Consider the following 26,807-nt stretch of genomic DNA (forward strand, 5'->3'; position numbering starts at 1 on the left):
ACCGCCAGCGCGTAGCCGACCGCAACCGCCGCATCGACGGCGTTGCCGCCGTTCTTCAGCACATCGATACCGACTTGCGAGGCAAGATGCTGGGCTGTAACCACCATGCCGTTTTGCCCTTCTGCCGGCGCAGGTGATGCTGCGTAAGCCGAAGGCAGATGGCTCGCAACGGCAACGACAGCGGCAAGGGAAAGTGATTTCAGTGTGTAATGCTGCATGCCTTTCCTCCCAAGAGTTCTCCCGGATGGGTATCCGGTAACATCGTCCGCAATATCGATTGCAAAGGCAAGCAGGAGAAAATTATTCTGATTGATGTTGTGAACAGGGCGTGGAGCGATACTAACTGGCCAACTTTGCGGAATGAGGTGGTGATCTATTGTTTCAGACTTTATTGCAATGTCTGCAATTCTCGGGGCTGCTTCGGACTGAGGAGTACTTTCAGCTCATTGTGCAACTCTATCAATAGCTTGGAAAGACCAAAGGCTCAGGTCGCGGGTTCATTACCCTTCAAGGCGTAAGGAGCGATATTGCTACTCATGCAGATTTGGGGCAGGAAACCTGTACTGGCAATCAGATGGCTGGCCGGGCTGTCAGCTGCCCGCATCATTACGTTCGCTGAAATACAGTGAACAGAACTACTTGCAGATTTGTATATGGATGGGTTCTTCTTCGCTGCTACCCAGCTCCATACATTGCTGTTTCGAACAGAAAGTCCAGCCTCCACTCGTCTTGCCAGACGCAGCAAGAAGGATTTCCTGCCTAGGAGGAATGGCCGGGTGATAAACATACCAACCATCTTTCAGAACTGCATCCGCTGGCGGATCCATCCCCGCGCCGGAGCCCTTGATGCGGGCTTCCGACAAGACCAGCCCCTGAGATGAGACGGTCCAGGACTCCTGCCATGGCACTTTTTCAACGCTGTGGGTCCATGACAGCAAGAAGCTTGTGGTGGCGATTTTCAGGACGCCGCCAGCCGTTGCAATGCAGACCGCCATCAACCGGATGACGCGACAACGGAAGGACGCGACCTCCAGAAATGCCATATCAGGAAAGCGGCGCAGGCAGCAAAGCCAAGCTCATCACTATAGGGATATGTTGCAAGCATCAGAGCAATTGCAGCAAAAGCCCATATGCGTTCCCACATTTTCAGTGGTGTTTTTAGATGACCGATGGCGGCGGCGCCCCAAAGCAGAATGCTAAGCAGAGCCTTGATGAACATATAGACAAAGGCTGGCCAGAAACCGAATTTTTCTGAAAGCGGTCCGCCCTCTTGGAGCATGATGACCGGTTCATACACCGCCATGAATGGCACGGCGAATCCCGCGACTGCGATCCGGATCGCTTGCATGCCGATCTTCATGCCGGACTCGCGCGCAATCGGCGCTGCCGCAAAAGCAGCAAGCGCTACCGGCGGCGTGAGATCCGCCATGATGCCAAAATAGAAGACGAACATGTGCGACACCAGAAGTGGTACTTCAAGGTGCAGAAGCGCAGGCCCCGCGATCGACGATGTGATGATGTAATTTGGAATGGTCGGAATGCCCATGCCAAGCACAAGACACGCCAGCATTGTCAGCACCAGAGAGAAAAACAGTGAGTTTTCTCCAACGCTGACGATCACGCGGGCGAAAGTCGACCCGGCTCCCGTAAGCGCCAGAACGCCGATGATGACGCCAACAAGGGCGCAGGCGATGCCGACGGGAAGCGCGTTCTTAGCGCCTTCAGCGAGACTTTGAAGACAAAGGCTGAGCGTTTCGCGACCGCCTCGCACTAGAAAGTTAATCGCTACCAGAAGCGCGACAAGCACTATGATAAGCGTTATGCCGCGCAGACTGTAGCCGAAAATGTTGAAGGTCGTACCGAAAGCCGCTGCCGACATGATGCCGAGTGCAACCCAGAACAACACGCGCAAAGGCGTCGACATGGGGCCGGAAATCGGCACGCCCAGAATGATAAGGGCGGTCAGGCTAAGGCCGACCGTGCCAGCAAAAAGTGGCGTATAGCCGGAGAATAGCAGCCATACCAAAGCGATCAGCGGTAAAACGAGAAACCAACGTTTTCGGATCGCTTCAAGAGCGCTGGGCATTTCGCTTTTGTTGAGTCCTTTCATCTTGAGACGCCGCGCTTCAAGATCAACCATCACGAAGACAGTTATAAAATACAGAATTGCAGGCACAATTGCCGCTTTGACGATCTCAACATAAGGCAGACCCAGCGTTTCGGCCATGATGAAAGCAACCGCGCCCATGACCGGGGGCATGATCTGGCCACCCATTGACGCCACAGCCTCGACACCACCGGCAAAGGCCGGGCGGAAGCCGGACCGCTTCATAAGCGGAATGGTGAACGCGCCCGTGGTCACGACATTGGCGACGCCGGACCCGTTGATTGTTCCCATCAAGGCAGAGGAGATCACCGAAACTTTTGCCGGGCCACCCCGCGATGCGCCGACCGTGCCCATCGCAATGTCGTTGAAGAGCTGGATCATGCCCGCACGCTCAAGAAAAGCCCCAAACAGGATGAACAGAAAAATATAGCTCGACGAGACATAGATCGGCGTGCCGTAAATTCCTTCGGTTCCCAGGAACAGAACCTCGACCACCTGCTCGAAATCATATCCGCGATGATTGAATGGCTGCGGCAAATATTGGCCGAACAAACCATATGCCAGGAATATCGCGCAGATGAGGGGCAAGGTCCAGCCCATCATCTTCTTTCCCGCCCAAAAGACGAGTGCGATGACCAGAATGCCGATTACAATATCCGGCGTATTGGGTTCGCCCGCCCGGATCACAAGGTCCTCGTAGAACACCCAATGATAAAGGCTAAGCGCGAAGGCGAGGATTGCCGCCAGCCAGAACGCTGCCCGTTTCGCAGCCGTGGTGCTCGCATTGGCGTAAAGGCCGAAGAGAAGCAGCAGCAGAAATCCGACATGGACCGAGCGGACCACCTGACTTGGCAATGGGGAATAGGCGGAAGTCCAAAGCTGGAAAACCGAAAAAGCCACGGCAATGGCAAATAGGATTTTTGCGCCTGTGCCTGTGCCCCAGGCGGGAATATGTTCGGCCGATTCCACGGCGCTGTTCTCGCTCTGCGTCATGAACAAACCTTCATCCGTTTATGCATGTTAGAAACAACGGTTTCGGAGACGACGCCATGGAGAACGATCGGGCTTCAACCGCCAAAAGGGGGCCGGCGCCCGAGATTGTTACGCGGGCGCCAACCAACGAAAGAGCTGAAACCAGCCTATTCGATACCTTTTTCCTTGTAGTAACGCAGTGCGCCGGGGTGGATCGGGACGGGTGACACAATGGTGCTCTTGTCGAGCTTGATCGCCTTGGCAGAAGAATGGGCGGCAGCCAATTGGTCGAGATTTTCAAACAGACCCTTGGTCATCTGGTAAACCAGCTCTTCATCCATATCAGGACGAACGATCAGATAGTTGATCACGGAAGCCGTCACGACGTCCTTGTCCTGGCCACTATAAGTATTCGCCGGGATTGTGTTGACCTGATAAGGCGCACCAATTTTCTCGATAACGTCTGCCGGAACCTCAACAACGTTGATGTCCACGGAGTTGGCAAGGTCACGCAGCGACGCGACGCCAAGTCCGGAAGATTGCAAGGTTGCATCCAATTGGCGGTTTTTCATCAGCTCGACGGATTCTGCGAAAGGGAGATATTCGATCTTGCCGAGATCATCATAGGAAAGTCCGGCAGCCTCCAGAATGGTGCGCGCATTCAGTTCCGTTCCGGATTTTGGCGCGCCGACGGAAAGACGTTTTCCCTTGAGATCGGCCAACGTCTTGATGCCGGATTCCTTGGAAGCGACGATCTGAACGTAATTTGGATAGATTGCCGCAAGCGTGTTCAGATTAGTGAGCTTCTTTTTAAAACCAGCCGCCTCATTCCCCTCATAAGCATCACGCAGGGAATCGCCCAGCGTGAACGCCACTTCGCCACGACCGCTGTTGATAAGATTGATATTCTCAATGGATGCCTTCGTCGCCTGAACCGAAGGACGCACATCAGGAATGCTGGAATAGATCTTTTCCATCGCGACCCCGAGCGGATAGTAGACGCCGCTGGTGCCGCCCGTCAGAATATTTACAAATTCTTCAGCTCGTGTTTGCGTTACACCGACGGCTAATCCGAGAGCCATGGCCAGAGAAACGGTAGTTTTACGATTAAAAAATTGCATGCTTCCTCCTCACCTCGAAAGATATCGCTGGACTATCAGTTCAGCGATCAGACAAAAGCCTATGCAGAATGCTTTCCTGCCATATTCGAAAATGTCCTCCCACAGACTTGCTGAACGCTACAGCATTCTTTTTAAAATCCCAAACTGTTTTGGAATTCTGACGTCGCCAATATAGATTCCTGTTTTATAAATCAGCGTGTGAAGCCGAAATGGCGCTGATATTATAAATATAACGTATTGTATTTATTTTTTATAATAAAATTTGGATGAGAAACAAATATATAAATACGAAAACTTCAATTAGACATTGAAGAAGCGATGAAAATTTCAATTTTGCTGAATGGGTAATTCTTTCAGGCCGGAAGCAGCGATCAAAAACCGATCGAGCGCTTGACAAGCGATGGCTAGCTTTTCATGCTCCAAGACATAATTTGAACAAAATTAACGAGGGAACGGAGAGAAACATGACAGTGAGAAAGTTCAGTCGTCGAGCAGCATTTGCTGTTGTTGCAGGTTTTGTTGCCGTTGGAACGGGCATCGCTTTCGCACAAGCTCCCGCGTTTTTTCGCATCGGCACCGGTGGAACAGCAGGCACCTATTACCCGATCGGTGGGCTGATCGCGAATGCGATTTCCGGTGCCGGAGATAAAGGTGTCCCTGGATTGGTGGCCACCGCTGTTTCATCGAACGGATCGGTCGCCAATATCAACGCGATTCAATCTGGCTCACTGGAGTCTGGCTTTACGCAGTCGGATGTTGCTTACTGGGCTCATACCGGCACTGGCTTGTATGACGGCAAGGGCAAGGTCGAAGATCTGCGTCTGATCGCGACGCTTTACCCTGAAACCATACATCTGGTAGCGCGTAAAGATGCAGGGATCAAATCTGTTGCCGACCTCAAAGGGAAGCGCGTTTCGATTGATGAGCCCGGTTCTGGTACGATTGTTGATGCTAGGATCGTTCTTGAGGCCTATGGCCTGAGTGAAAGTGACGTGAAAGCAGAGCATTTGAAGCCAGGTCCGGCGGGCGAGCGTCTGAAGGATGGCGCGCTCGATGCTTATTTCTTCGTTGGTGGATATCCCACGGGAGCGATCTCGGAACTTGCTACATCGAATGGCATTTCCCTTGTTCCGATTTCTGGCCCCGAGGCTGAAAAGATCAGAGAAAAATACACGTTCTTCTCACAGGATACCGTGCCGGCGGATACCTACAAGGATGTTGGACAGACAGAAACGCTCGCCGTTGCGGCCCAGTGGGTGACGAGCGCAAAGCAGCCGGATGAACTGGTCTACAACATCACAAAAACTCTCTTCAATGATGCAAGCAGGCAGGCTCTCGACGCCGGTCACGCAAAAGGCAAGCTTATCAAGCTTGATACAGCAATCACCAGTCTTGGAATTCCGCTGCACCCAGGTGCGGAGCGGTTCTACAAGGAAGCGGGTGTTCTCAAGTAAACCTATCCTTTCCAAGTGGAATGAATGGACGCGTTGAAACACAACTCCGAGATGCGGGCACCAGACCGGTGCCCGCGCAAGGGTGGGTTTCATGACATCCAGATGGATGTGAAGCTAAAGAGGGCTGGTGTGGTGAACGGACAAGAAACGAAACTTTCGCCCATGGAATTGGATGAGGCCAAAGCGCGAGAGCTTGAAGAACAGTTCGATTCCGAGATAAGGTTTCGCCCGCTGGCACCGATTGCCGCTCGTATCGTCGGGTTCCTGCTCATCGTTTTATCTCTGTTTCACTACTATACTGCGGGTTTCGGCCTTTTGTCGGAAATGGTGCATCGCGGCATCCATCTTTCCTTCGTGCTGGGCTTGGTTTTTCTCGTCTTCCCCTTTTCGCGGAAGGGTTATGATCAACCCGAAACCTCTTCGCTGCTAAGACCCCTCGGTATTTCAATCATTGACTGGGCGTTGGCGATTATCGCTGTTGTGGCAGTACTGCACGTCCCTTTAATACCGCTTGACGATCTTGCTTTCCGGGTTGGCAACCCGACCACCACAGACGTTGTTCTTGGAGGTTTGTTGGTCGTAGTGCTTTTGGAGGCAACACGGCGCTCGGTGGGCTGGCCGCTGCCCATTATCTCAATTCTGTTCATGCTTTACGCGATCTATGGACGCCACATGCCCGGCATATTGGTTCATCCAGGTGCGACTGTAAGCCAATTGATTGACCATCTTTATCTAACGACACAGGGCATTTATGGTATCGCGCTCGGTGTTGTTGCCACCTATGTCTTCCATTTTGTCTTGTTTGGTGTTTTCGCGACCCGCATTGGTTTGGGGCAATTGTTTCTTGATTGTGCAGCCTGGGTGGCAGGGCGCTTTGCTGGCGGACCTGCAAAGGTCTCGATTTTTGGCTCAGCGCTGTTCGGTATGATCTCTGGTTCTTCAGTCGCCAACACGGTCACGGTCGGTTCTTTGACCATCCCTGCAATGATCCGGCTTGGATATAAAAGGCATTTCGCGGCAGCGGTGGAATCGGCATCCTCAACGGGGGGGCAAATTACGCCTCCGATCATGGGTGCAGCTGCGTTCCTGATGATCGAATTTCTCAACTTGCCTTATACGACTATCATCCTGGCCGCTATTGTGCCGGCCTTTATGCATTTTTTCGGCGTGTTGATGCAGGTTCATTTCGAGGCCAAGCGCAATGGTTTGCGCGGCATGACCAAGGAGGAGTTGCCAGATCTCGGGGAGGCCTTTAAGCGCGACTGGCCGACAGTTATCCCTCTAGTAGTACTGATTGGTGTTCTGTTGTCCGGTTATACGCCTTATCTCGCGGCCTTCTGGGGTATAACCTTGTGTATTGCGGTCGGCCTGCTTAATCCCCGCAAGCGCATGACGGTGGGGGAGATACTCGACGGTCTGCGAGACGGTGCAAAATACGCTCTTGCCGTTGGTGCAGCGGCGGCTACTGTCGGCATTATAGTGGGCGTGGTGACGCTCACTGGGGTTGGTTTCAAAATTTCCTATATAGTAACATCGACGGCCGCCCAGCTCGCTGGCTTTTTTGGGACGATCCTGCCAGTTAGCTGGTTTGGACCGCAGAGTCTCACACTCCTTTTTACGCTCATAATGACCGGTATTGTCTGCATCCTCATGGGGTGCGGCATTCCGACAACCGCGAACTACATCATTATGGCCACGATTGCCGCACCTGCTCTGGGGCTTCTAGGTGTGGAGCCCATCGTCGCGCATTTCTTTGTATTCTATTACGGCGTTCTGGCCGACATAACACCACCGGTGGCGCTCGCCGCCTATGCAGCTGCGGGTATGGCGGGGGCCGATCCATTCAAGACCGGCAATACCGCGTTTCGCCTCGGATTGGGCAAAGTATTGGTGCCATTTGTCTTCGTTTTCTCGCCGTCCCTGTTATTGGTAACATCCAATTTCAACTGGCCTGACTTCTTTATTGCGTTTTTCGGTTGCGCCATCGGTATTACCGCGCTCGGCGCTGCGCTCTCAGGCTTTTTGTTGGTGAGAACAAAGCCTTGGGAGAACATCCTGATGGTCTTGGCGGCGGTTCTATTAGTTGCACCGGAGATTTACTCATCGATGGTGGGCTTGCTAATGTTAGTTCCGGTTGGAGTTCGGCAATTTTCTGGGTTAAAAACGGCAAAGATGCGTGAAGCCCACTGAAGCTCCTTCATCGATGCAAATTGCGATGCCCCAATTTACTCCGCCAGCAACACTCACGATATATTGTGCCAAATGTTGAATAGGACGATGGTTGCTGCGATCAGCAGAGAAAGAATTGTGACGAGAGTTGGCGACAGGACACCGCGTCTCCCGAGCCAGAATCTTAACTGGCAATCAAGGCGCTTATGACCGCTTTGCTTTAAAGCGGTCGTTCCGTTTATCCGTTCTTCAAGGTCCGCGAAGGGCCTCTTTCCGGACATTCTGTCTTAAGAAAATCGCTCGGTCGGTGAATGTTACCAAAGCTTCAAACGAAACGGGGCGGCCGTAAATTTAACGCTTTGTCGAATGGCAATATGTGAGAACGTCTAGTTCAATGTCGTCACACAGCGCCTGGTATTCGTTCAAGAGCAAAACGTTTTCTGTGCGATTTTTTCTAAGGCTTTCCAGCGTATTTGTCGCTGCGTCGTAGGCTTCAGCGAGTTCATCAATCGGGTCTCCGCCAAGTCGCTGCAAAGTCTGGCGAACGGCTGGTAATCTAAGCATAAGCTTATTTCTTCCGATTTTGGATGAGAAGTCGCTACTGACAACCGGTTTAAGATGATGCGATGCCATTAAAGTCCATACCAAAACAATAAGATACAGCGTTTGGGCAGCATGACACCGCATGCGGTGTCATGCAAGAAGGCAATGTTGATTGACAGCAATCACCTCCGCCAGCAGTACCTAGAAACTAACGCTGAGTTTGGCGTTGACTCCGTTCTGTTTGGCGCCGGATGCGAACTGGCCGTTATAGGAGAGGCCTAGCGTGGCATCTTCGGTCAACTTGAAATCAAGCCCTGCTTCGATGAGAGCTGTATCTTCGGCGATTGGCAGGCCTGAGACCGTAAAGGCGTCCGAGCCGATGAAGCTTGCGGTGGAAACCGGCGTGATATCGCCATAGGTGTGTCGCCAGCCGAGATCGGTTCGTGCCGTTGCCGTGACGCTGCCCAGAGCAAACTCTGTCGATGCACGAAGGCCGAGCGTCGAGAAGCTGGTATCCGTCGTGCCGGAATGAACGGATAGGGCTGCTGCAGTCTGGCCTGTTTCATTAAAACTGTCGGTCTTCAGGCGAAGATAGGCAAGACCCGCATAAGGCTCGAACAGGGCTTTGCCATAGTGGACGTTATAGCCAAGTTCGCCGAAGAGCTGGAAACTTCCGGCATTGTAATCGCCGGTCAGATTATCGGCAAAGCCGGGGAAGGCGACAGAACGGTTCATGTCGACATCATGCCATGTATAGGCAAGACCGGACCGGAATGCCAAGGCATGGCCATTGTTGAGCGTCCATTCCGTTCCGGTATAAGCGCCGAGCGTATAATTATCGCTGCTGCCTGACGAGGCGCGATCATTCATATCGAAACTGGAATGGCTGTAGCCTGCCAGAAGTCCGAGGCGCCATGTATCGAGAACCGCACCATCAATACCGGTGACAAAGCCGCCAACAGATGATTTTACCGCTCCCGCATTGCCATCGCTATCCTGTCTCGTCCATGCGCCATAGGCATAGCCCCAGGCGGTATAGAGATTTTGAAAAGGAGCAATGCTGGCAGGAGCCACGGCATCGATGGCAGAGGCGGAAGCCGATATATGCCTTTGCGCTCCGGCGTAGGAAAGCGCATTGATCGACGTTGCTGGAGCGCCCCCAAATGCCTGCTGCAGACGACCGAGTGCCGCATTGCGGATAAACTGGCCGTCGTTGATCAGTACACCTTTCGCGGAAGCATAAGCCTCACCGGAAAGGCTATCGAAAGCCGCACGCGCCTCATCGGCCGATAGCATCAACAAGGTATTGTACAAGGCCAGTGACGAACCTGTCTGCGCCAGCGTATCCAGACCGCCAGCGGTTGCCAGCTGATTGCGGGTCTGAGCCACAGTCGCAAAGAGGGCAGGGGAGGGCAGTTCAGGCTCAGGGGTTTCCGGGTCGACGGTTGTTGGGCAACCTGTCTTCAGGCAGATTTTGAGGTCTGCCGCTGTGTCGTCATAGACAAGGCTCATATCGAGAAAGGCTGAGTTCGACACAACGCCTGCGAATTCACCACTGATACCGCCATCCGTCGTCAGGATATGGTAGAGTTGGCCATTTTGGTAGCTGGTTTCTGGGTCAATCGTCGTGACCGAGACATTGCTGCCGGAAATCGTTGCTGTTCCGGTTACATCGACGCGATCGGAGGCGCCATCGCTGGCTATTTCGATTTCAAGCGCTGAGCCAGGCTTAAGCGTCAGATCGCCGTCGACTGTAAGCGTGCCGATGGAATTGCCGGGCGACAGCACGCCATCTGACAATATTGTCGCGTTTCCAGTCGTTCCATAGCCACCAAGTGCCGCGCCTGTCCAGACGACGATCCCGCCACCAAATGCTGCCTCGCTGTGGTCGCTGTCGCCAATGACCAATTTTCCTTCTTCAACAGTGGTGGAGCCGCCGAACGACGAGTTGTCGCCATTAAGAAACAGAGTTCCCTTGCCCTGTTTGGCCAGATCACCCGCTCCGGTAATCTCGCCGGAAAGCCTCAGTGTTGTCCCCGATTTTACGTCGAAACTGCCTGTTGTATCAACGATCACGGCGCGGCTGCTATCGAAGCTTTCAGTTGTGGCAAGCCTGCCACCGGCGAAGGTGAGGAAGCCCGAAACATCACCGAGAGAAGTGTCAGATGAGACTTGAAGAATTCCACCGTAAAGTGTTGTGCCGCCAGTATAGGTGTTCGCCCCCGTCAGACTGGTGCGGCCTGAGACCGTGTTAACCGTTCCATTGCCGCTGATCGTCGGGGCAAACACGTAATCATTCGCTGTATGATTGAAAACAATGGTGCCATTGCCGTCGCCAAAGGCGATGGTGGGTGCCGCCACGATACCGGGTACGTCTGCAGGGGAACTTGCATCGGCGCCAATCGCCAGCGTGCCCGTACCCCAACCTCGCTGCGCCAAGGTTATGCTATCGGCAGATACTGCACCGCCATTCCTCACAATGAGTAAGGCGGAACCACCCACTCCCACAACCAATTCACCGGCATTCTCCCATCGCGCGTTCGGACCATCAATGACCGCAATCCCACTAGAGTTCGAACCCTCCCCGATCGTGCCAAAACCAGAGGAAACCACGCCGTCCTCGCCAACAAGCAAATCACCTGTTCCGAAACGGCCGACATATAGCATATTGTCAATGATCCAAGACGAACCTCTACCTGTCACTGCCGCAGTGCCCACCGCATCCCTAATCTCAGAACCAATCGATCCATATCCTGACCTAATGGTGCCGCCATCTGCAATGAGAAGCTCACCCGTACCTGCTCGGCCGACCTGCAATATGTCGTTAATCGTCCAGCTGGAATGTTCTCCGGTCACGATTACAGTACCCGTTGATCCGGCAAAGTAACCAACAACGCCCCGCATACTCGAGGCCACGCCGCTACCCGCTATCGTCAAAGTACCGCTGCCTTCCCTGCCTATATAAAGGTCGCCGTTCATGGTCCAGCTTGATCCCAGGCCACTGACCTTAACGGTGCCCCCGCCACTTTCGAACAGTCCGAGGGCTCCCTCGTTGCTGTTGACTGCCGCTCCGTCCTCAATAGTAAGCTTACCGCTGCCTAGATTGCCGACATTAAGCTGGTTCGTAATCTCCCATCGCGAACTGGAACCAGAGATGTTTACCGAGCCTGTCGCACTGGCACTCGATACGCCAATGTCGACAAGCAGACTTGAAGCGGTACCTCCGCTAATAGCGGCGGAATAGGGAAGAGATGTGTCGATGCTCACGCTGTCTTGGCTAGTTGGCACTGTGCCAGCCTGCCAATTTGCGCTGTCAAACCAGTCAGATGAGTCTGTGCCGGTCCAAACGCTCTGCGCAAAGGCAGGCGAAACCGCGAGTGCCGCCGAACTCACGACCACAAAGCTGGAGAATGAGGCTGTAGAAAACAGTTTAGCTTTTCGTGATGAGCGCATAAATGAGGCCCCTGACTGGTCGCCGAAGCCGTTTGAGTTTTCATCCGGCTCCCAAAGAATATGTCGGAAAAATTTTCCCTCGTGAAATTGTGTGGCAGATTAAAGACTATTTAATCCCAGTTCTACTACTCAATCCTACCCAATTCTTATAAATTCTTGCAGAGATAATCTTATTCTTGCCTACTCGCATCATAGCTGCAAAATTCATCTAATTTATCGAAGCAGTTGGAGGGGCTCTATGCTGCCGGGCACGAATGCTTGATCTCAAAACAATCATGGTTGTCACCGTAGCTGTGGCCGGTTTGCAGGCTGTCGCATGGATTTTCGTCTGGGGAGTATGGCGGCATCTTTACGAACTGAAGTTTCTGGCCGCAGGCTTTATTGCTATTATGGTCGGTGTTTTGATGATGCTTATGCGTGGCCATAGTCCAACATGGTGGGAAATCGTTTTCCACAACACGATGATCAAGCTCGGCCTCGTCATGCTCGCAGAAGGCTTGGCAAGATTCCTCGGCCAGCCACGCTACACCTTGATAGGCGTCATCCTGCTGATCTTCCAGGTCGCCGCGTGGAGCGCAGCCGTGTGGGTCGATCCGGGCAATGTTGCGATCCGAATCCACTCGTCAACGATCTTCACCGTCATTATGATGTCGATAATGTGTTTGGCGCTCACGCGCGACCGAACTCAACCCCGACTGCTTCGCTGGATCACGATAGCCATTCTTGTGGAGTACATGTCGGCCAGTATCGTTCAGAGCGTGATCGAACTGCGTTTGCCTGCCGATTTCAAAAGCCCTCCAGTGCTTGCCGATCGCAACGCATGGTATTTATTGCAGGGCACATTGTTTTTAATCGCGTTTTTCGCATGTCTGCTCTTCATGGTGAGTTCTCGCTTGTCATCTGATCTGCGGGAGAAGAACAGGGCATTGCAGCAGGAAGTAGAGGAGCGACGGCGACTAGAAGTCCGGTTGAATGCCAGCCTTGAAACCGAGCGTTCGTTGCGCGACGAGCAAGCGGATTTCATGCGTGTCGTGAGCCACGAATTCCGTACTCCACTGGCGGTGATCCGCAATGCAACAGAGATGATCGGGCTTGTTGGCGACAAATCACCCGAAGCAACACGGGAACGGCTTGCAGGCATAGGCGAAGCTCTCAATCGTCTTTTTTCACTTATCAACCGTTTCATGGCAGAAGACCGCGAAAATGGCTATCAGCCGGAAACAATAACGATAGGATCGCTTATCGGGGATGTGCAGTTGCATTTCGACATGACTGGACGTGGAGAGCGCCTTCACTTCGTGGTGGAAAATGAAAACTTTGCTTTCCATGCCGATCCGGACATGCTGGCAACGGTAATCATCAATCTGATTGACAACGCTCTCAAATACTCACCCAAAAGCCAACCGGTCCGGATCAATGCCAAAACGGATCGCCGATCAATCTCGATAGAGATACGTGACAATGGCATAGGCATCCCAGCAGAAGAACTGGGCGCAATTGGACGTCGCTTTTTTCGTGCTTCCAACACCAAAGCGATAATAGGTACCGGTCTTGGCCTATATAATGCACAAAAATTACTGGCCTATCACGAAGGTAAGCTTCGGATTGGTCCCGGCGGTGAGCGGGGAACTGTGGCGATGGTACAGTTACCAATACTGGAACATACCGCAGCACAGATTCAGTCTGTAAAGGAGTTCGCACGGTGACGCATATTCTGATTGTCGAAGATGAACCTAGGCTGCGCAAAGATTTGGTCGACTTTCTCGTGTTAAGTGGATTTTCGGCGAAGGGAGCCGCGACAGCCAGCGAGATGAGGGATGCACTGGAGAGCGAGCAACCTCCCGCCGTTATCGTTCTTGATGTCGGCCTCCCGGACGGCGATGGGTTCGAACTTGCAGCCGAAATTCGCCAGTCTCACTCTTGCTCCATCATCATGCTTACAGCGTTTGGCGATAGTGACGACCGTGTGCGAGGCTTCGACAGCGGTGCGGACATCTATCTGGTGAAAGACAGTACTTTGCGCGAAGTGGAGGCTGCTATTCGCAGTCTGTTGCGACGAGCCGGTAGTCTTGCTGAGCGCGAAAAACAAGATGTTGATCTTTGGGTGCTGGACAGTGCGGGCTGGGCGCTAATTGCGCCTAACCAACAAATCATAAAACTGACGGCTACGGAATTCGCCTTTATGAAGGCCTTGTGCGATCGTAGTGGAGAGATCGTCCAGCGTGACGGCCTTGCAGAGACTCTGGCAGGACAGAGATCCAACTTTGACAAGCGTTATCTTGACGCAGTCGTCAGTCGCCTACGACGAAAGATCGAAAACCAGGCACAACTGCCAGCTCCAATTATGGTTGTTTACGGCGTAGGCTACACGTTCACTGGGGCAACGACTGTTGGATGACTAGCCTCACATCCAATTAAGCTTCATTGATAGCACGTTAGAAAAAGTTTATCCGTTTCAGGGCTCGGCGGATATTGACCGCTTTGCGCTCCAATTGCGGTCATCTCGCTGCCAACTGCGACTGATTGAAAGCTGACATTAGCGAAGCAACTTCAGCGCTGTGAGCATCGCGACACCTAGCACGGAAGAAAGAGCCAAAATTGAGAGACTCCAGCTCGCACCAAAATTCGCTATACCGGAAGCCATCGCGAATGGTGCAGTCGCAGACACGATTAGTCTGGCTGACATGATCTTGCCCTGCATGGCACCATAGCCGTCACTTCCGAACAGTGACAAAGGCAAGGTTCCGGAAACAATGCTGAAGAGACCGTTTCCGAAGCCAAAAAGACAGGCAAACAGCATCGTCGCAACAATGGATGGAGCACCGAATAGCAGAACAATGAGGGCGAGCCCCATCAAGGATGCAGAGATTACTGCCAGACTGATCGGAGCGAGATTTTTGCCACCGAGCATATTGATCAGGCGGCTGGCTACCTGAGAAGGTCCGAATATCGCGCCAATAAAAGCTGCAGAACCTGCAAGACCGAGCGCGCCCAACATTGGCACCATATGGACCAGAATGGCCGCTGCAACGAGAGCCTGCGTCGAGAATGCCACGAGAATAAGTACGAAACCTTTGCGCCGTTGATGGGCAGGCAGATCACCTGAAGAGGCGGTTGTGACTGTTCCATTTGTTGATCGCTTCCGATCACTCTTGGCAATCGAACGCGCGAGCATAAGGTGTACCGGCACACAGAGAAACAAATGGAGGCAAGCGAACAGCAAATAGGTCTGTTGCCAGGTGAGCCAATGTTGAAGGGTCGTTGTGATGGGCCAGAAAATTGTCGAGGCAAAGCCTGCAATCAATGTCAGATAGGTGATGCTACGCTGGGCGACATTTGGCGCTAATTGCACCAATAATGCAAAGGCTGCTCCATATTGGACGAGGTTTGCGGCGATTTCGATGATCGTCAGCGCTCCTGCAAACGCCAAAGCATTTGGAGAAAACGAACACAGTATGAGAGAGACGGCGGCCAGTATTGAGCCTATCGTCATCATGCGACCTGCGCCGTAGCGATCAATCCATTTGCCCAACCAGGGAGCCAGAAAGCCCCCGGCTAGCAGGGCAAATGACAGCGCTCCGAAAATCCATTCGTTGGAAACGGAGAAGTCCCCCGCCATGGACGGCGCGAGAATGCTGAAGGAATAATATAAAGTGCCGTAACCGATATTCTGGGTCAGTCCGAGACCGGCAATGGCCGCAATGGGAAGCCGTTCAGCGCTCATATTGATTTCAACGATACACGCTTTTCGAGTTTGGCCGCTTCTTCCTTGCGCTCGCTATAACGGTCTGTGAGATGATCCGAGACGCCACGCGTCAAAAGTGTAAACTTCATCAGTTCTTCCATCACATCGACCACGCGATCATAGAACGACGAAGGTTTCATCCGTCCAGCGTCGTCGAATTCCTGCCACGCCTTTGCGACGGATGACTGGTTGGGAATGGTGATCATTCGCATCCAGCGCCCCAGAATGCGCATCTGATTGACGGCGTTGAAGCTCTGCGATCCGCCGGATACCTGCATCAATGCTAGAGTTCGGCCCTGCGTCGGACGAATTGCTCCCCCCGGCAACGGAATCCAGTCGATCTGCGATTTCATGACGGCGCTCATGGCTCCATGACGCTCCGGACTGGTCCAGACTTGCCCTTCTGACCAAAGCATTGCCTCACGCAATTCCTGAACCTTCGGATGCTCTGCCAAACCGTCGTCTGGCAAGGGAAGACCATTGGCATGAAAGACACGCGTTTCAGCGCCCATCGCATCGAGAAGGCGCTGCGCTTCCAGCGTCAGGAACCGACTGTAAGAACAATCACGAAGTGAGCCATAGAGCAAAAGGATACGAGGCTTATGCTTTGGAAAGTCGGCGCGTAGTGCATCCAGGTCGGGCAATGCGAAGGAATTCTGATCGAGGTTCGGCAGGTCCATGTCAGCGGGGCTTTCTTTCATAGGTGATGACTTCTCCGTCCTCTTTGGTGAATGTCGACACCGGGTTTTCCAGAATATCGAGAACCAGTTCTGACGGACGGCACAGTCTGGTGCCAAGTGACGTTTCCACGATTGGACGATTAATCAGGATAGGATGCGCCATCATGAAGTCGACCAGTTCATCATCGGTCCATTTGCGATCGGACAATCCCAGTTCGGCATATGGCGTGCCTGTCTCGCGAAGGATTTGGCGAGGCGTCATCTGCATTGCTCGAAGCAATTCGACAAGTCGTTCTCGCGATGGCGGATTTTGTACATATTCAATGACCACAGGCTCTTCGCCGCTGGCACGGATCAAGGCCAATGTGTTGCGAGACGTGCCACAGTCCGGATTGTGAGAGATCGTAACTGACATCAGAGTTTTCCTGTTTCGGTGACTGGCCTTTGATTGGCACCGCGTTCGTACCAGCCCTTGGAGCGGTTCACGATCCAGACGACCGAGAGCATGACCGGCACTTCAACAAGAACGCCAACCACTGTTGCGAGCGCCGCGCCAGATGAGAAGCCGAAAAGGCTGATTGCGGCTGCTACTGCCAGTTCGAAGAAGTTGGATGCGCCAATCAAAGCTGACGGACCAGCAACGCAATGTTGCTCGCCTGAAATGCGATTCAATAGATAGGCGAGGCCAGAGTTGAAATAGACCTGGATGAGGATCGGGACGGCCAGCATCGCAATGATCATGGGCTGTGCGATGATCTGCTCTCCTTGAAACCCGAATAGCAGAACAAGTGTCGCCAAAAGCGCAATCAGGGACAATGGCTGTAGCGTTGTGAGCATCGCATCGAAAGCTCGTTCTCCACCGCTGGCGAGAATGCTTCTGCGCAGGATTTGCGCGATAATCACCGGAATGACGATATAGAGGACAACCGACAGAACGAGTGTGGCCCACGGGACAGTAATTGCAGACAGTCCGAGCAGCAGCCCAACGATAGGGGCAAATGCCACAACCATGATCGCATCGTTCAGTGCGACCTGCGACAGCGTGAAATGCGGCTCGCCCTTGGTCAGGTTGGACCAGACGAACACCATTGCCGTGCAAGGGGCGGCTGCGAGAATGATCAGTCCAGCAATGTAGGAATCGATCTGGTCTGCAGGCAGATAAGGGCGAAACAACCAGCCGATAAATAGCCAACCGAGAAGCGCCATAGAGAATGGCTTGACGGCCCAATTGATAAAGAGCGTGACGCCGATACCACGCCAGTACTCAGTGACCTGTCTCAAGGCGCTGAAATCGATCTTCAGCAACATGGGGATGATCATGAGCCAAATGAGAATGGCGACCGGAATGTTGACCTTGGCGACTTCAGCATATCCGATTGCATGAAAAACTGTCGGAAAGAAATGGCCCAGAGCTATGCCTGCGACGATGCACAGAGCTACCCAGACAGTCAGATATCGTTCGAATGTGGACATCAATCCTTCTCCACATTCCAGGTTGCCTCGCTCAAAATTGAACGTGCAAAATCGTCTGTGCTCAAGGAGAGCACGCTATAGGCCCGATCTGTCATTGTATCAGTCCGTTTGGTGAAAGGCCGAATTCATCCGCGTTATCTTATTGTGTGGCGGCTTTCGGTTCGCAACAGGGTGTCAGGCTTTCTATGAGGGGTGCGCAGAGTTCAGCACTGCCGCCGCAACAGTCCTTGATCATGAAAAGGGTCAGTTCGCGAAAACGGTCAAGGTCGGCGCGATAGATAATCGAACGGCTCTGACGTTCACCTTTTACAAGTCCAGCGCGAGACAATGTCGCCAGATGCGCAGACATCGTATTCTGCGGCACATCGAGCATGCGCGCCAGTTCACCGGCAGGAATGCCCGCAGGTTCGTGTTGCACCAACAGACGGAAGGTATCCAGCCGGGTCGGTTGGGCCAGGGCGGCAAAAGCGGTTATTGCTTCTTCATTTTCCATATATCCAGAATAATGGATATAAATAGTCTGTCAATAGGCAAAGCTGTTTCGACACATTGTCGCCAGTGGGTCAAATTGTCGAAGCTGACTGAAATTTGCATCACAAGCAGACCGTCTGGTTCGGGCCTCCTTACTGACGTTGACAACGGAGAGACGTTCTTGACTGGCAATCAGGCTATTATGCTCACTTATGGCAGGATTGATAGCTTAGTATAAGTTCGGGCTTTCTTAGGATCTGATGCAAACGTTTTATCAATGAGCAGTGATAAAGGTTACCAGTTGTAAGAAGCTGAGCTATTTCATGGGCTGATGACCCCCAAACTGCGTCGGAGCTCTTTCTAAACGGCGATTGACACACCAGCGACCATTAAAAGGCACATAGGGTTTACTTTTTCTTTGTCGTCTCCTACCAATTCGAAATGCGAGCTAGCTAATCAAACATCTTCGGCGGCTGAGCGGCTTATATGACGCCTTAGTAAGGCAGCAGCGAATTCAAGATCCTCGCTAACGATAGCTTCGAGAATGCTTAAATGATCGCTGCAAGCCCTACGAATCCGCAATTCACCCAACCGGTCGAAGTCGGAATATTCTGTCATCCGGCGTAGGTGGTTTTGCCAGCGAACTGATTGGGTCAAAAAGCGATTATTAGCCCAAGAAACAATAGTTTCATGGAAGTTTGCGTTGGCGTTGAACCAGAGATCTCTTGTGAGGTTATGGATAGGTAAGGCAGATACATGAATCTGCTCTCGTTGGAGGGCTGCGAGTTGGCTTAGATCGGGCGCATAATCGGGTTGCAAAAGCGCGCCACATTCGATGACAAGACGGAAAGTGTAGCTCTCACTTACCGCTCGTTCATTATCGAGCGACTCGGCAAAACGCCAGCCATGGCCGGGGAGGCGTTCTGCAAGACCTTCAGCGGCAAATCGCATAAGTACTCGACGTACGGCACTTCGAGTCGCACCCAGCCGATCAGCGAGTTCGGCTTCCGACACTTCCGCGCCAACAACGCCAGATGCACGTGAGCTCATCAGGAGGCGGTAGAGTTCCTCCGCCTCAGACGGCGGCAGCATACTGTCTTTCAGTTCATTCGGTGCGGGGATGCGGTGCAACTGATATCCCCGATTGGGTGTTTGGCTTACAATGCCTTGCTGGACAAGAAGATTAAGTACCTGTCGCACGGGTGTACGCGACACCCTAAGCTCCTTTGAAATCGCGACGTCTGACAGACGATCACCGATACTCCAGCGTTCGGCGGATATAAGCGATACCATCTTGTGTGCAACTTCCGCTTGAAGACTACTTAGACCCAATCCGCTATCTGCAGGATTTCTTAGGTTTATTTTCACGTGGTGCATCCTCTCAACGCGGATCCGTTGTTCTGCATAGCCATGTTCGCCAGAATTGCACTTTGGCTGCGGGTTGGTGGGCGCATAATTTCAATGTACCAAACAATATCAAAAAACTCTTGACTCCGCAATAGATGGATGGGAAATGTATTAATACGATTCAAAATACAAAATGGATTGAGAATGTCAGTTACCCCATTTCCATTCATCACAGTTGCGGGTGTGCCGGAAGAGCGTGGGCGCCAATATGGGGTTCTGGCAGCAGAACGCATCCGGCGCAGCGCTGGTCTTTATTCCAACACCCTCGACGCGTTCGGTCTTTCGCCTGAACGCAGGCAAAGTCTCATCGAAGAATTTACTGGCCGGATCGAGGAATTCGACGCGACTTATGTAGAGGAAATGCGCGGCATCGCCAAAGGTGCGGATGTGCCGTTTGAGCAGATCGTCATGATCAATGCACGCACGGAAGTCGTTGCGATGGCGCGTGCGGAAACGGGTTCGCCTGATCCCGAAGAGCAGGATGATGGCTGCACCGGTGCTCTCATCATGCCTGCGAAAAGTGCTTCTGGTAATCTGGTTCATGGCCAGAACTGGGACTGGCGTTCTGAATGTGTGGAAACCGGCATTGTGCTGCGTGTTCGCAACAATAACGGCCCTGATTTTGTAACGTTTGTCGAGGCTGGTGGGCTGGCGCGCAGCGGCTTCAATGAAGCGGGAATCTCTATCACCGCCAATTATCTCGAATGCGAACGCGACTATAAGAAGCTGGGCGTTCCTTTGGGTCTCGTGCGCCGCAAGGTGCTTGAGCAGGAGCATTTTGCCAAAGCAATAAAGGCTGTGGCTTCGACACCAAAATCCTGCTCAAACAATATCATGATTGCGACGAGCGCCGGTTTCGGCATCGATTTTGAATGTGCGCCGGATGAGTCCTTCCCGATCCTGCCTGAGAATGATCTGATCGTTCATGCCAATCATTGGGTCAGCCCAATTGCGCTGACAAAGCTGCGCGACACCGGCATCCCATTTGTACCTGAAAGCTTCTACCGTGATTGGCGCGTTCGCCAGTCTCTTGAATCACGTGGTGGAAAAATTGGTCGCAAGGAGCTGAAGGAAGCACTGTTCGACGACTTCCTGACACCTTATGCAGTCTGCCGCCCGCCACGTCCCGGCAATCACGACAATATAACGGCCACGGTTGCGATGGTGGTGATGGAAGCAGCGCTTGGCATGATGGAAATCGCGCCGCTGCCAGCTTTGAACCGTCAGTTTGCGACCTACTGTCTGCAGGATTATACGCCGCTACCGTCCGATGCCGCGCCACGCGCGAAATCCCTCTTTATCGAAGGCTAAAGAAATGCTGCGCTTTGCGCTTTCCAGAATAGGCATGGCCATTCCAACATTGCTGATCGTGGCAGTGGCTGTGTTTGTGATTGTCCGGCTGATACCGGGCGATCCTGCAGCCCTGATGCTGGGCGATTCTGCGGATGCTGCGACGCTGGCCGCGCTGCGCGAGCAGCTGGGCCTCAATCACAGCGTCTTTACCCAGTTTCTGATCTGGGGAGGCAATGTTCTGCATGGTGATCTCGGTGTCTCCATTGCCAACCAGCAGCCGGTTCTTTCGCTGGTTCTGGAGCGCTTTTCGGTCAGTGCGCGTATCGTCTTGTCAGCGGTGGCGCTTTCTACGCTTGTCGCTGTTCCGCTTGGAATGATCGCAGCCTGGAAGCAGAACAGCCTGACCGATCTGACGCTTGTGACCTGTGCCACCTTGCTGCTTTCGGTTCCGACATTCTGGATGGGCTTGCTGCTGTTGTTGGCCTTTGGCCTCAAGCTCGGCTGGTTGCCGATTGTCGGCTATGTCAGCTTTGGTGAGAACCCATGGAAAGCGTTTCTTTATCTGGTTTTGCCGATCACCACACTGTTTCTGCATGAAATCGGCGTCATTTTACGTATGGCGCGCGCCTCGACGCTTGAAGTGCTGAATCTGGATTACATCGCCCATGCCCGCGCCAAGGGACTGTCGGAAGCAACCGTGATGTGGCGTCATGCTTTCCGTAATGCGTTTGGCCCGACCTGGACATTGTTGGGGCTGATCCTTGGCAATCTGCTTGGTGGTATTGCAGTTGTGGAAACGGTTTTCACGATTCCCGGACTTGGCAGGCTTCTGGTTGAGGCGATCTTTGCTCGCGATTATCCCGTCATTCAGGGCTGCTTGCTGTTCACAGCCTGTGTTTATGTGCTGGTCAATCTGATCGTGGACCTTCTCTATCCGTTCTTCGACCCGAAGGTGACGGCGAAATGAAAAATCTCTCTCTCAACGCGATTATTGGCGGAACCCTGACCGCAACGCTTCTCACGATAGCGGTGGTAGGTTCCTTCTGGACGCCTTACAACCCGCTGGCCCTCGACTTTGCCGCGCGTCTTGCGCCGCCAAGTGCTGCGCATTGGCTGGGTACGGATGAATTTGGGCGCGACCAGCTGAGCCGTCTTATGAGAGGCGCATCGGCCAGTGTTTCAATCAGCGTGTTCACAGTCTCTCTCGCCACCCTCGGCGGAGTGCTTATCGGGGCGGTCAGCGGCTTCTTGCGTGGCTGGTTCGACCGGCTGTTGATGATGGTCAATGATGCTTTGCTGGCATTCCCTGGCATATTGATGGCGCTTGGTTTGCTGGCCGTCTTTGGTGCCAACAAGAATGGCATCATCTTAGCACTTGCTCTGGCCTATATGTCTTCGGTGATCCGCGTGGTCCGTGGCACGGTTTTGAGCCTGCGTGAACGGGAGTTCGTTGAGGCCTCCCGCGTCATGGGAAACTCGGAAATCTATACGATGTTGCGCCATATTCTGCCCAACTGTCTGGCGCCTGTTCTGGTCATGGCAACGTCCATGTGCGGCTGGACAATTCTCGCGGAAAGCTCGCTTAGCTTTCTGGGTCTGGGTGTGCCGCCGCCAGCGCCGACTTGGGGCAATATGCTGGCGGGAAGCCGCAATTTCATTGAGCAGGCCGTTTGGCTTGGTATCTTCCCCGGCCTTGCAATTTCGCTGTCGCTGCTTGGTATTAATCTTCTAGGTGACGCGTTGCGCGATCGCCTCGACCCACGCATGAGGAAGCGCTCATGACTTCCGCACCCTTGCTTGAAATCGACGATGTAAGCCTGCGTGTTGGCGACAGTGCGCTGGAGATCGTCAAGCGCGCTTCCTTCTCCATAAAAGCTGGCGAAATTCTCGGCATCGTTGGTGAATCCGGCTCTGGAAAAACCATGCTCGCGCGGGCGGTCATGGGGCTGGTTCCGGCGTCCATTAAAACAAGTCATGGTGCGATCCGCTTCAAGGGACAGAACGTGTCAACGATGTCGCCGACCGCTTTGCGCGGGCTGCGTGGCGATGGCATTGCCATGATCTTTCAGGAGCCGATGACTTCGCTTACCCCGTCACTGACTATCGGGCGGCAGCTTGAAGAAGGACTTGAACTGCACTTTCCAGCCGAGAAGGCACAACATGCCGACTGGATCAGAGCCATGTTGTTGCGTGTTGGTATTGCCGATCCTGATCGGGCGATTGAGGCGTTCCCACATGAGTTCTCAGGCGGAATGCGCCAGCGCATCATGATCGCCTGCGCGATGCTCATGAAGCCTGATCTGCTGATCGCGGACGAGCCGACCACTGCGCTTGATGCGGTTATCCAGCGCGAGGTTATGGAGTTGCTGGTCGATCTCACGCGGGAACGTGGCACGACCGTTTTGCTGATCAGTCACGATCTTCCAATGATTGCGCGCTATTCCAAACGTGTGGTTGTGATGCGCCATGGTGAAGTGGTTGAAACGGGCGATACCGCGGATGTTCTGGCAAAGCCCCGGCATGATTACACCCGCAAATTGCTTTCGACATTACCGGTTCGTGGGCCTGCGCGCGTGGTTCCAAAGGCTGATCCGCTGATCAGCGTGCACGATCTTGTTGTCGATTTTGAAGGCCGGGGTGGCTGGTTCAAGAAAGCTGGCGGCAAACGTGCTCTGCATGGGGTTACGATTGATGTTCTGCCCAACGAGGTTGTTGCCGTGGTTGGCGGCTCCGGTTCGGGCAAGACCACGGCCGCGCGCGTGATGGCTGGACTAATCAAGCCGAGCGAAGGGAAGTTGCTGTTCAAGGGACAGCCTCTCGAGAGGCGTTCATCCCAATATCAGGATTATCGTTATCACACGCAGATGGTGTTTCAGGACCCTTATTCATCACTCGATCCGCGTATGAAAGTGGGCGAGTTGGTCGGTGAGGCGCTGCGCTTCTCGAAAGAGCTTTCGTCCGGCCAGAAAGTGGATCGTGTTCGCGAAACACTGGGGGACGTTGGCCTCGGTGGAGATTATGCTAATCGTTATGCGCATGAAATGTCGGGTGGTCAGCGTCAGCGTGTGGCGATTGCGCGTGCGCTCGTTCGCCGTCCCGCTTTTGTCATTGCGGATGAAGCAGTCTCGGCGCTTGACGTAACGGTGCGTGCGCAGGTTCTCGATCTCTTCGCCAAGCTGCAGCAGAGCTATGGCTTCGGTTGCCTGTTCATTACCCATGATCTGGGCGTGGTTGAGCAAATTGCCGATCGTGTGGTCGTGATGAATGACGGTCGCATTATAGAGCAGGGAACGCGCGACGAGATTTTTGACGCGCCGCAGAACGACTATACCCGCCGTCTTCTGTCAGCCATTCCAATGCTCGAACTGACGGGTGAGGGCGGCGTCAAACTCAAATGGCGCGGCGATAGTGCAAATACGAAGTCTGGAGAGGAGGGCGGTCATGTCCATAACTGAAGAAAAGCCCGCTACTAAACGGCAGGGCCATGGCAAAAAACTCAGCTTCTACGATTTCGGAGCGACCACGTTTTTTGCAAGTCAGTTCGATCAGCGTTTCAGTTACTGCCTTTACGTCCCCGAGGACTATGATGAAGACGGCACCGAGACGCACGAACTGATCGTCATCATTCACGGGACGGGGCGGACAGCGGCACAGTACCGCGATCACTTTGCAAATTTTGCGCGAGAGAACCGCTGCATTGTTCTGGCGCCGCTGTTTCCTGCGGGCATCGTCGTGCAGGGCGATCTTGCCAACTACAAGCGCATCGAGTTTCACGGCATTCGCTTTGACCATATTCTGCTATCGATGATCGACGAAGTGGCTGCCAAGTATCGCCTCAAAAGCAATCGCGCCATCATGTACGGCTTTTCGGGCGGCGGGCAGTTCTGCCAGCGCTTTTTCATGCTGCATCCTCATAGGCTGAAGGCCCTCTCTATCGGAGCACCGGGCGTCGTTACTCTGCTCAATTCCGATTATGACTGGTGGGTTGGCGTTCGCGATGTTGAAGCATGTTTTGGCTGCCGCATTGATCTTGAAGCGATGAAGGCTGTGAGCGTTCATACAGTGATCGGTGAGGAAGATACCGCGACTTGGGAAATCGCCATCCCGCGTGACAGCGCCTTCTGGATGGACGGCGCCGATCTTCAGGGCGATTGCCGGATCGACCGCATTGAAGCACTGGCCAAGTCGTTTGAAGCGCATCGCATCGCGGTTCGCAGGGACAGGGTGCCGGGCGTGGCTCATGAGCCTTTCAAAGTGCTGGAGCCGGTCGAAGCATTTTTCGCGGACGTGCTGAGGTCACAAAGTTGACCATACCGCAAAATCAAAAACAAAAAGGGGAAACCAAAATGTTCAATCTAATTTCAATCCGCTCTGCACTCAGCATGGCGCTTCTTGGTCTCAGCGCCACATCCTTCCAAGCACATGCTGCAGACGATGAGACCTTGCGCGTCGCCATTCACTCTGATGTTGCGAGCATCAATCCGGGCGTCAATCGCGATGCCAATGCCGATATGGTTGTTGCCCATATTGCCGAAGGTCTGGTCGCTTATGGCGACGATCTCGCCATAAAGCCAATGCTGGCTGAGAGCTGGACCTCGAATGCCGATCATACGGTTTATGAATTCAAGCTACGAAAAGGCGTCAAGTTCCAGAATGGCAAAGACCTGACCACCAAGGATGTCGTCTGGAATTTCGAGCGTTATCTCAAGCCGGATACAGCGTTTCAATGCGTCAATCGCTATAATGGCAAGGTCGATTCCGAGTTGAAGACGGTCGAGGCTGTTGATGACAACACGGTGCGCTTCAGCTTCGCAACTCCTGCGCCAAACTTTGTCATCACCATGGCTACCATCCAGTGTACCCCTTGGATATTGAGCCCGGAATCCGTTGATGCGGATGGCAAATTTGTAAAGCCGATTGGTACAGGTCCCTATGCTTTTTCCAAATGGGAGCGTGGCCGTTATCTGGACCTGACCCGTTTCGATGATTATTCGGCTCTGCCCGGTGATCTCGACGGTCTGGGAGGGAACAAGAAAGGCCATGTAAAGACCATTCAGTTCATGACTGTTCCAGATCCCAGCACGCGCACAAATGGTCTGCTTTCCGGTGAGATCGACTTCATCGATGAAGTGGAGCCAACCGGTGTCAAGGATCTGGAAGCGAAGGGCATGAAGGTCAATGTACAGCAGACGCCTTCATGGATGGTGCTTCAAATTCAGTCCACTTCCGATAAGTTGAAGGATCCGCAGATGCGTCAGGCGATTGCTCACGCCATCGATCTTAGCCAGCTGGCAACGGCGATTGGTGAGGGCATTTATGCACCAAACCCGTCGGTCATTGCACCAAACACCATCTATTCGGATAATCAGGCGGCTGCCTGGCCTGCATACGATCCAGCCAAAGCGCAGGAGCTGCTGACCAAGGCAGGATATAAGGGCGAACCGATCAGCCTTCTGGTCGCCAACCGCCAGAACCGCGTGCAGGTTGCCACGATTGTTCAGGCATTCCTTGCAGCCTCCGGCATCAATGCGCAGCTCGAAGTGCGCGATTGGGCGACCCAGCTCGATCAGTATCGTCGCGGCGCCTATGAACTTGCCGTTTTCGCTTATTCAGCCCGCCTTGATCCGCTGTTATCTTTCCAGTCGATGATCGGTGACAAGAAGGCTGATGCCGCACGCCAGTGGGACGATGCCAAGGCGGAAGACCTTCTCAAGCAGGTTTCTGCGAAAAGCGACGTCGAAGTACGCAAGAAGCTCTTCAACGAACTCAACACATTGATGGGTGAGCAGGTTCCGATCCTTGGTCTGGTAAACTTGCCATCGATCACAGCTGCCGGTCCAAAAGTGAACGATTTCAAGGGCTGGGCTGGTGATACGCTTCGCTTCTGGACGATCAGCAAGGCACAGTAAAACGCTCCGC

Annotated in this window: 20 protein-coding genes and 1 pseudogene; 10 read left to right on the forward strand and 11 right to left on the reverse strand. The window is 53.4% G+C overall.

Annotation, left to right across the window (positions count from 1 at the left end):
• From ggt to FHW00_RS22825, 4 genes and pseudogenes are all read right to left on the reverse strand, one after another.
• Positions 1-218: pseudogene (ggt, locus tag FHW00_RS22810) on the reverse strand (gamma-glutamyltransferase); the annotation flags it as partial.
• A gap of 417 nt (positions 219-635) precedes the next feature.
• Positions 636-995 (reverse strand): DUF1850 domain-containing protein, encoded by a 360-nt coding sequence (locus FHW00_RS22815; RefSeq protein WP_078341010.1) that lies wholly within the window; start codon positions 993-995, stop codon positions 636-638.
• The gene (locus FHW00_RS22820; protein ID WP_078341009.1) at positions 995-3,100 is read right to left on the reverse strand and encodes a TRAP transporter permease; all 2,106 of its coding nucleotides are present in this window, start codon (positions 3,098-3,100) and stop codon (positions 995-997) included. Before FHW00_RS22820 ends, FHW00_RS22815 begins: the two co-directional genes overlap by 1 nt.
• 146 nt (positions 3,101-3,246) lie before the next feature.
• Positions 3,247-4,200, reverse strand: coding sequence for a TAXI family TRAP transporter solute-binding subunit (locus tag FHW00_RS22825; protein WP_078341007.1), 954 nt, complete (start codon positions 4,198-4,200; stop codon positions 3,247-3,249).
• A gap of 464 nt (positions 4,201-4,664) precedes the next feature.
• On the opposite strand from FHW00_RS22825, the gene FHW00_RS22830 reads away from it, so the two are divergent.
• The gene (locus FHW00_RS22830) at positions 4,665-5,654 is read left to right on the forward strand and encodes a TAXI family TRAP transporter solute-binding subunit (RefSeq protein ID WP_078341006.1); all 990 of its coding nucleotides are present in this window, start codon (positions 4,665-4,667) and stop codon (positions 5,652-5,654) included.
• Positions 5,655-5,756: 102 nt separating this feature from the next.
• Positions 5,757-7,844, forward strand: coding sequence for a TRAP transporter permease (locus tag FHW00_RS22835; protein ID WP_078341013.1), 2,088 nt, complete (start codon positions 5,757-5,759; stop codon positions 7,842-7,844).
• 723 nt (positions 7,845-8,567) lie between these two features.
• On the opposite strand, the gene FHW00_RS22840 is transcribed toward FHW00_RS22835, so the two are convergent.
• Positions 8,568-11,654, reverse strand: coding sequence for an autotransporter domain-containing protein (locus FHW00_RS22840; protein ID WP_176168377.1), 3,087 nt, complete (start codon positions 11,652-11,654; stop codon positions 8,568-8,570).
• 419 nt (positions 11,655-12,073) lie between these two features.
• On the opposite strand from FHW00_RS22840, the gene FHW00_RS22845 reads away from it, so the two are divergent.
• Positions 12,074-13,525, forward strand: coding sequence for a sensor histidine kinase (locus FHW00_RS22845; RefSeq protein ID WP_078341003.1), 1,452 nt, complete (start codon positions 12,074-12,076; stop codon positions 13,523-13,525).
• A complete protein-coding gene (locus FHW00_RS22850; RefSeq protein ID WP_078341002.1) occupies positions 13,522-14,217 on the forward strand; it encodes a response regulator transcription factor in 696 nt (231 codons plus the stop codon). The genes FHW00_RS22845 and FHW00_RS22850 overlap by 4 nt, the downstream gene beginning before the upstream one ends.
• Positions 14,218-14,355: 138 nt before the next feature.
• Here the strand turns inward: FHW00_RS22850 and arsK are convergent, their stop codons facing one another.
• From arsK to FHW00_RS22880, 6 genes are all read right to left on the reverse strand, one after another.
• Positions 14,356-15,543 carry an arsenite efflux MFS transporter ArsK gene (gene arsK, locus FHW00_RS22855; RefSeq protein WP_078341001.1) on the reverse strand — a complete coding sequence of 396 codons (1,188 nt, stop codon included), beginning with the start codon at positions 15,541-15,543 and terminating at the stop codon, positions 14,356-14,358.
• Positions 15,540-16,265 (reverse strand): arsenical resistance protein ArsH, encoded by a 726-nt coding sequence (gene arsH, locus FHW00_RS22860; protein WP_078341000.1) that lies wholly within the window; start codon positions 16,263-16,265, stop codon positions 15,540-15,542. Before arsH ends, arsK begins: the two co-directional genes overlap by 4 nt.
• Positions 16,246-16,659 carry an arsenate reductase (glutaredoxin) gene (gene arsC / locus FHW00_RS22865; RefSeq protein ID WP_078340999.1) on the reverse strand — a complete coding sequence of 138 codons (414 nt, stop codon included), beginning with the start codon at positions 16,657-16,659 and terminating at the stop codon, positions 16,246-16,248. Before arsC ends, arsH begins: the two co-directional genes overlap by 20 nt.
• Positions 16,659-17,717, reverse strand: coding sequence for an ACR3 family arsenite efflux transporter (gene arsB, locus FHW00_RS22870; protein WP_078340997.1), 1,059 nt, complete (start codon positions 17,715-17,717; stop codon positions 16,659-16,661). The genes arsC and arsB overlap by 1 nt, the downstream gene beginning before the upstream one ends.
• A gap of 139 nt (positions 17,718-17,856) precedes the next feature.
• Positions 17,857-18,210, reverse strand: coding sequence for an ArsR/SmtB family transcription factor (locus FHW00_RS22875; protein ID WP_078340996.1), 354 nt, complete (start codon positions 18,208-18,210; stop codon positions 17,857-17,859).
• A gap of 434 nt (positions 18,211-18,644) precedes the next feature.
• A complete protein-coding gene (locus FHW00_RS22880; RefSeq protein ID WP_283735554.1) occupies positions 18,645-19,556 on the reverse strand; it encodes a GntR family transcriptional regulator in 912 nt (303 codons plus the stop codon).
• Positions 19,557-19,739: 183 nt separating this feature from the next.
• Between FHW00_RS22880 and FHW00_RS22885 the strand changes: the two genes are divergently transcribed.
• Genes FHW00_RS22885 through FHW00_RS22910 form a run of 6 tightly spaced genes read left to right on the forward strand, consistent with a single transcriptional unit; the run spans position 19,740 to position 26,797 of the window.
• Complete coding sequence (locus FHW00_RS22885; protein WP_176168376.1) at positions 19,740-20,906, forward strand: C45 family autoproteolytic acyltransferase/hydolase; 1,167 nt, start codon at positions 19,740-19,742, stop codon at positions 20,904-20,906.
• 4 nt (positions 20,907-20,910) lie between these two features.
• Complete coding sequence (locus tag FHW00_RS22890; RefSeq protein ID WP_078340994.1) at positions 20,911-21,855, forward strand: ABC transporter permease; 945 nt, start codon at positions 20,911-20,913, stop codon at positions 21,853-21,855.
• A complete protein-coding gene (locus FHW00_RS22895) occupies positions 21,852-22,670 on the forward strand; it encodes an ABC transporter permease (protein WP_078340993.1) in 819 nt (272 codons plus the stop codon). The genes FHW00_RS22890 and FHW00_RS22895 overlap by 4 nt, the downstream gene beginning before the upstream one ends.
• Complete coding sequence (locus FHW00_RS22900; protein WP_078340991.1) at positions 22,667-24,343, forward strand: dipeptide ABC transporter ATP-binding protein; 1,677 nt, start codon at positions 22,667-22,669, stop codon at positions 24,341-24,343. Before FHW00_RS22895 ends, FHW00_RS22900 begins: the two co-directional genes overlap by 4 nt.
• Entirely contained in the window at positions 24,330-25,196 is an 867-nt protein-coding gene (locus tag FHW00_RS22905) for a hydrolase (RefSeq protein ID WP_078340989.1), read from the forward strand. Before FHW00_RS22900 ends, FHW00_RS22905 begins: the two co-directional genes overlap by 14 nt.
• 38 nt (positions 25,197-25,234) lie before the next feature.
• Entirely contained in the window at positions 25,235-26,797 is a 1,563-nt protein-coding gene (locus tag FHW00_RS22910; protein WP_182514699.1) for an ABC transporter substrate-binding protein, read from the forward strand.
• Positions 26,798-26,807: the final 10 nt, after the last annotated feature.

Origin of the sequence: Ochrobactrum sp. P6BSIII (genome assembly GCF_014138065.1) — a bacterium.
Lineage (GTDB): Bacteria > Pseudomonadota > Alphaproteobacteria > Rhizobiales > Rhizobiaceae > Brucella.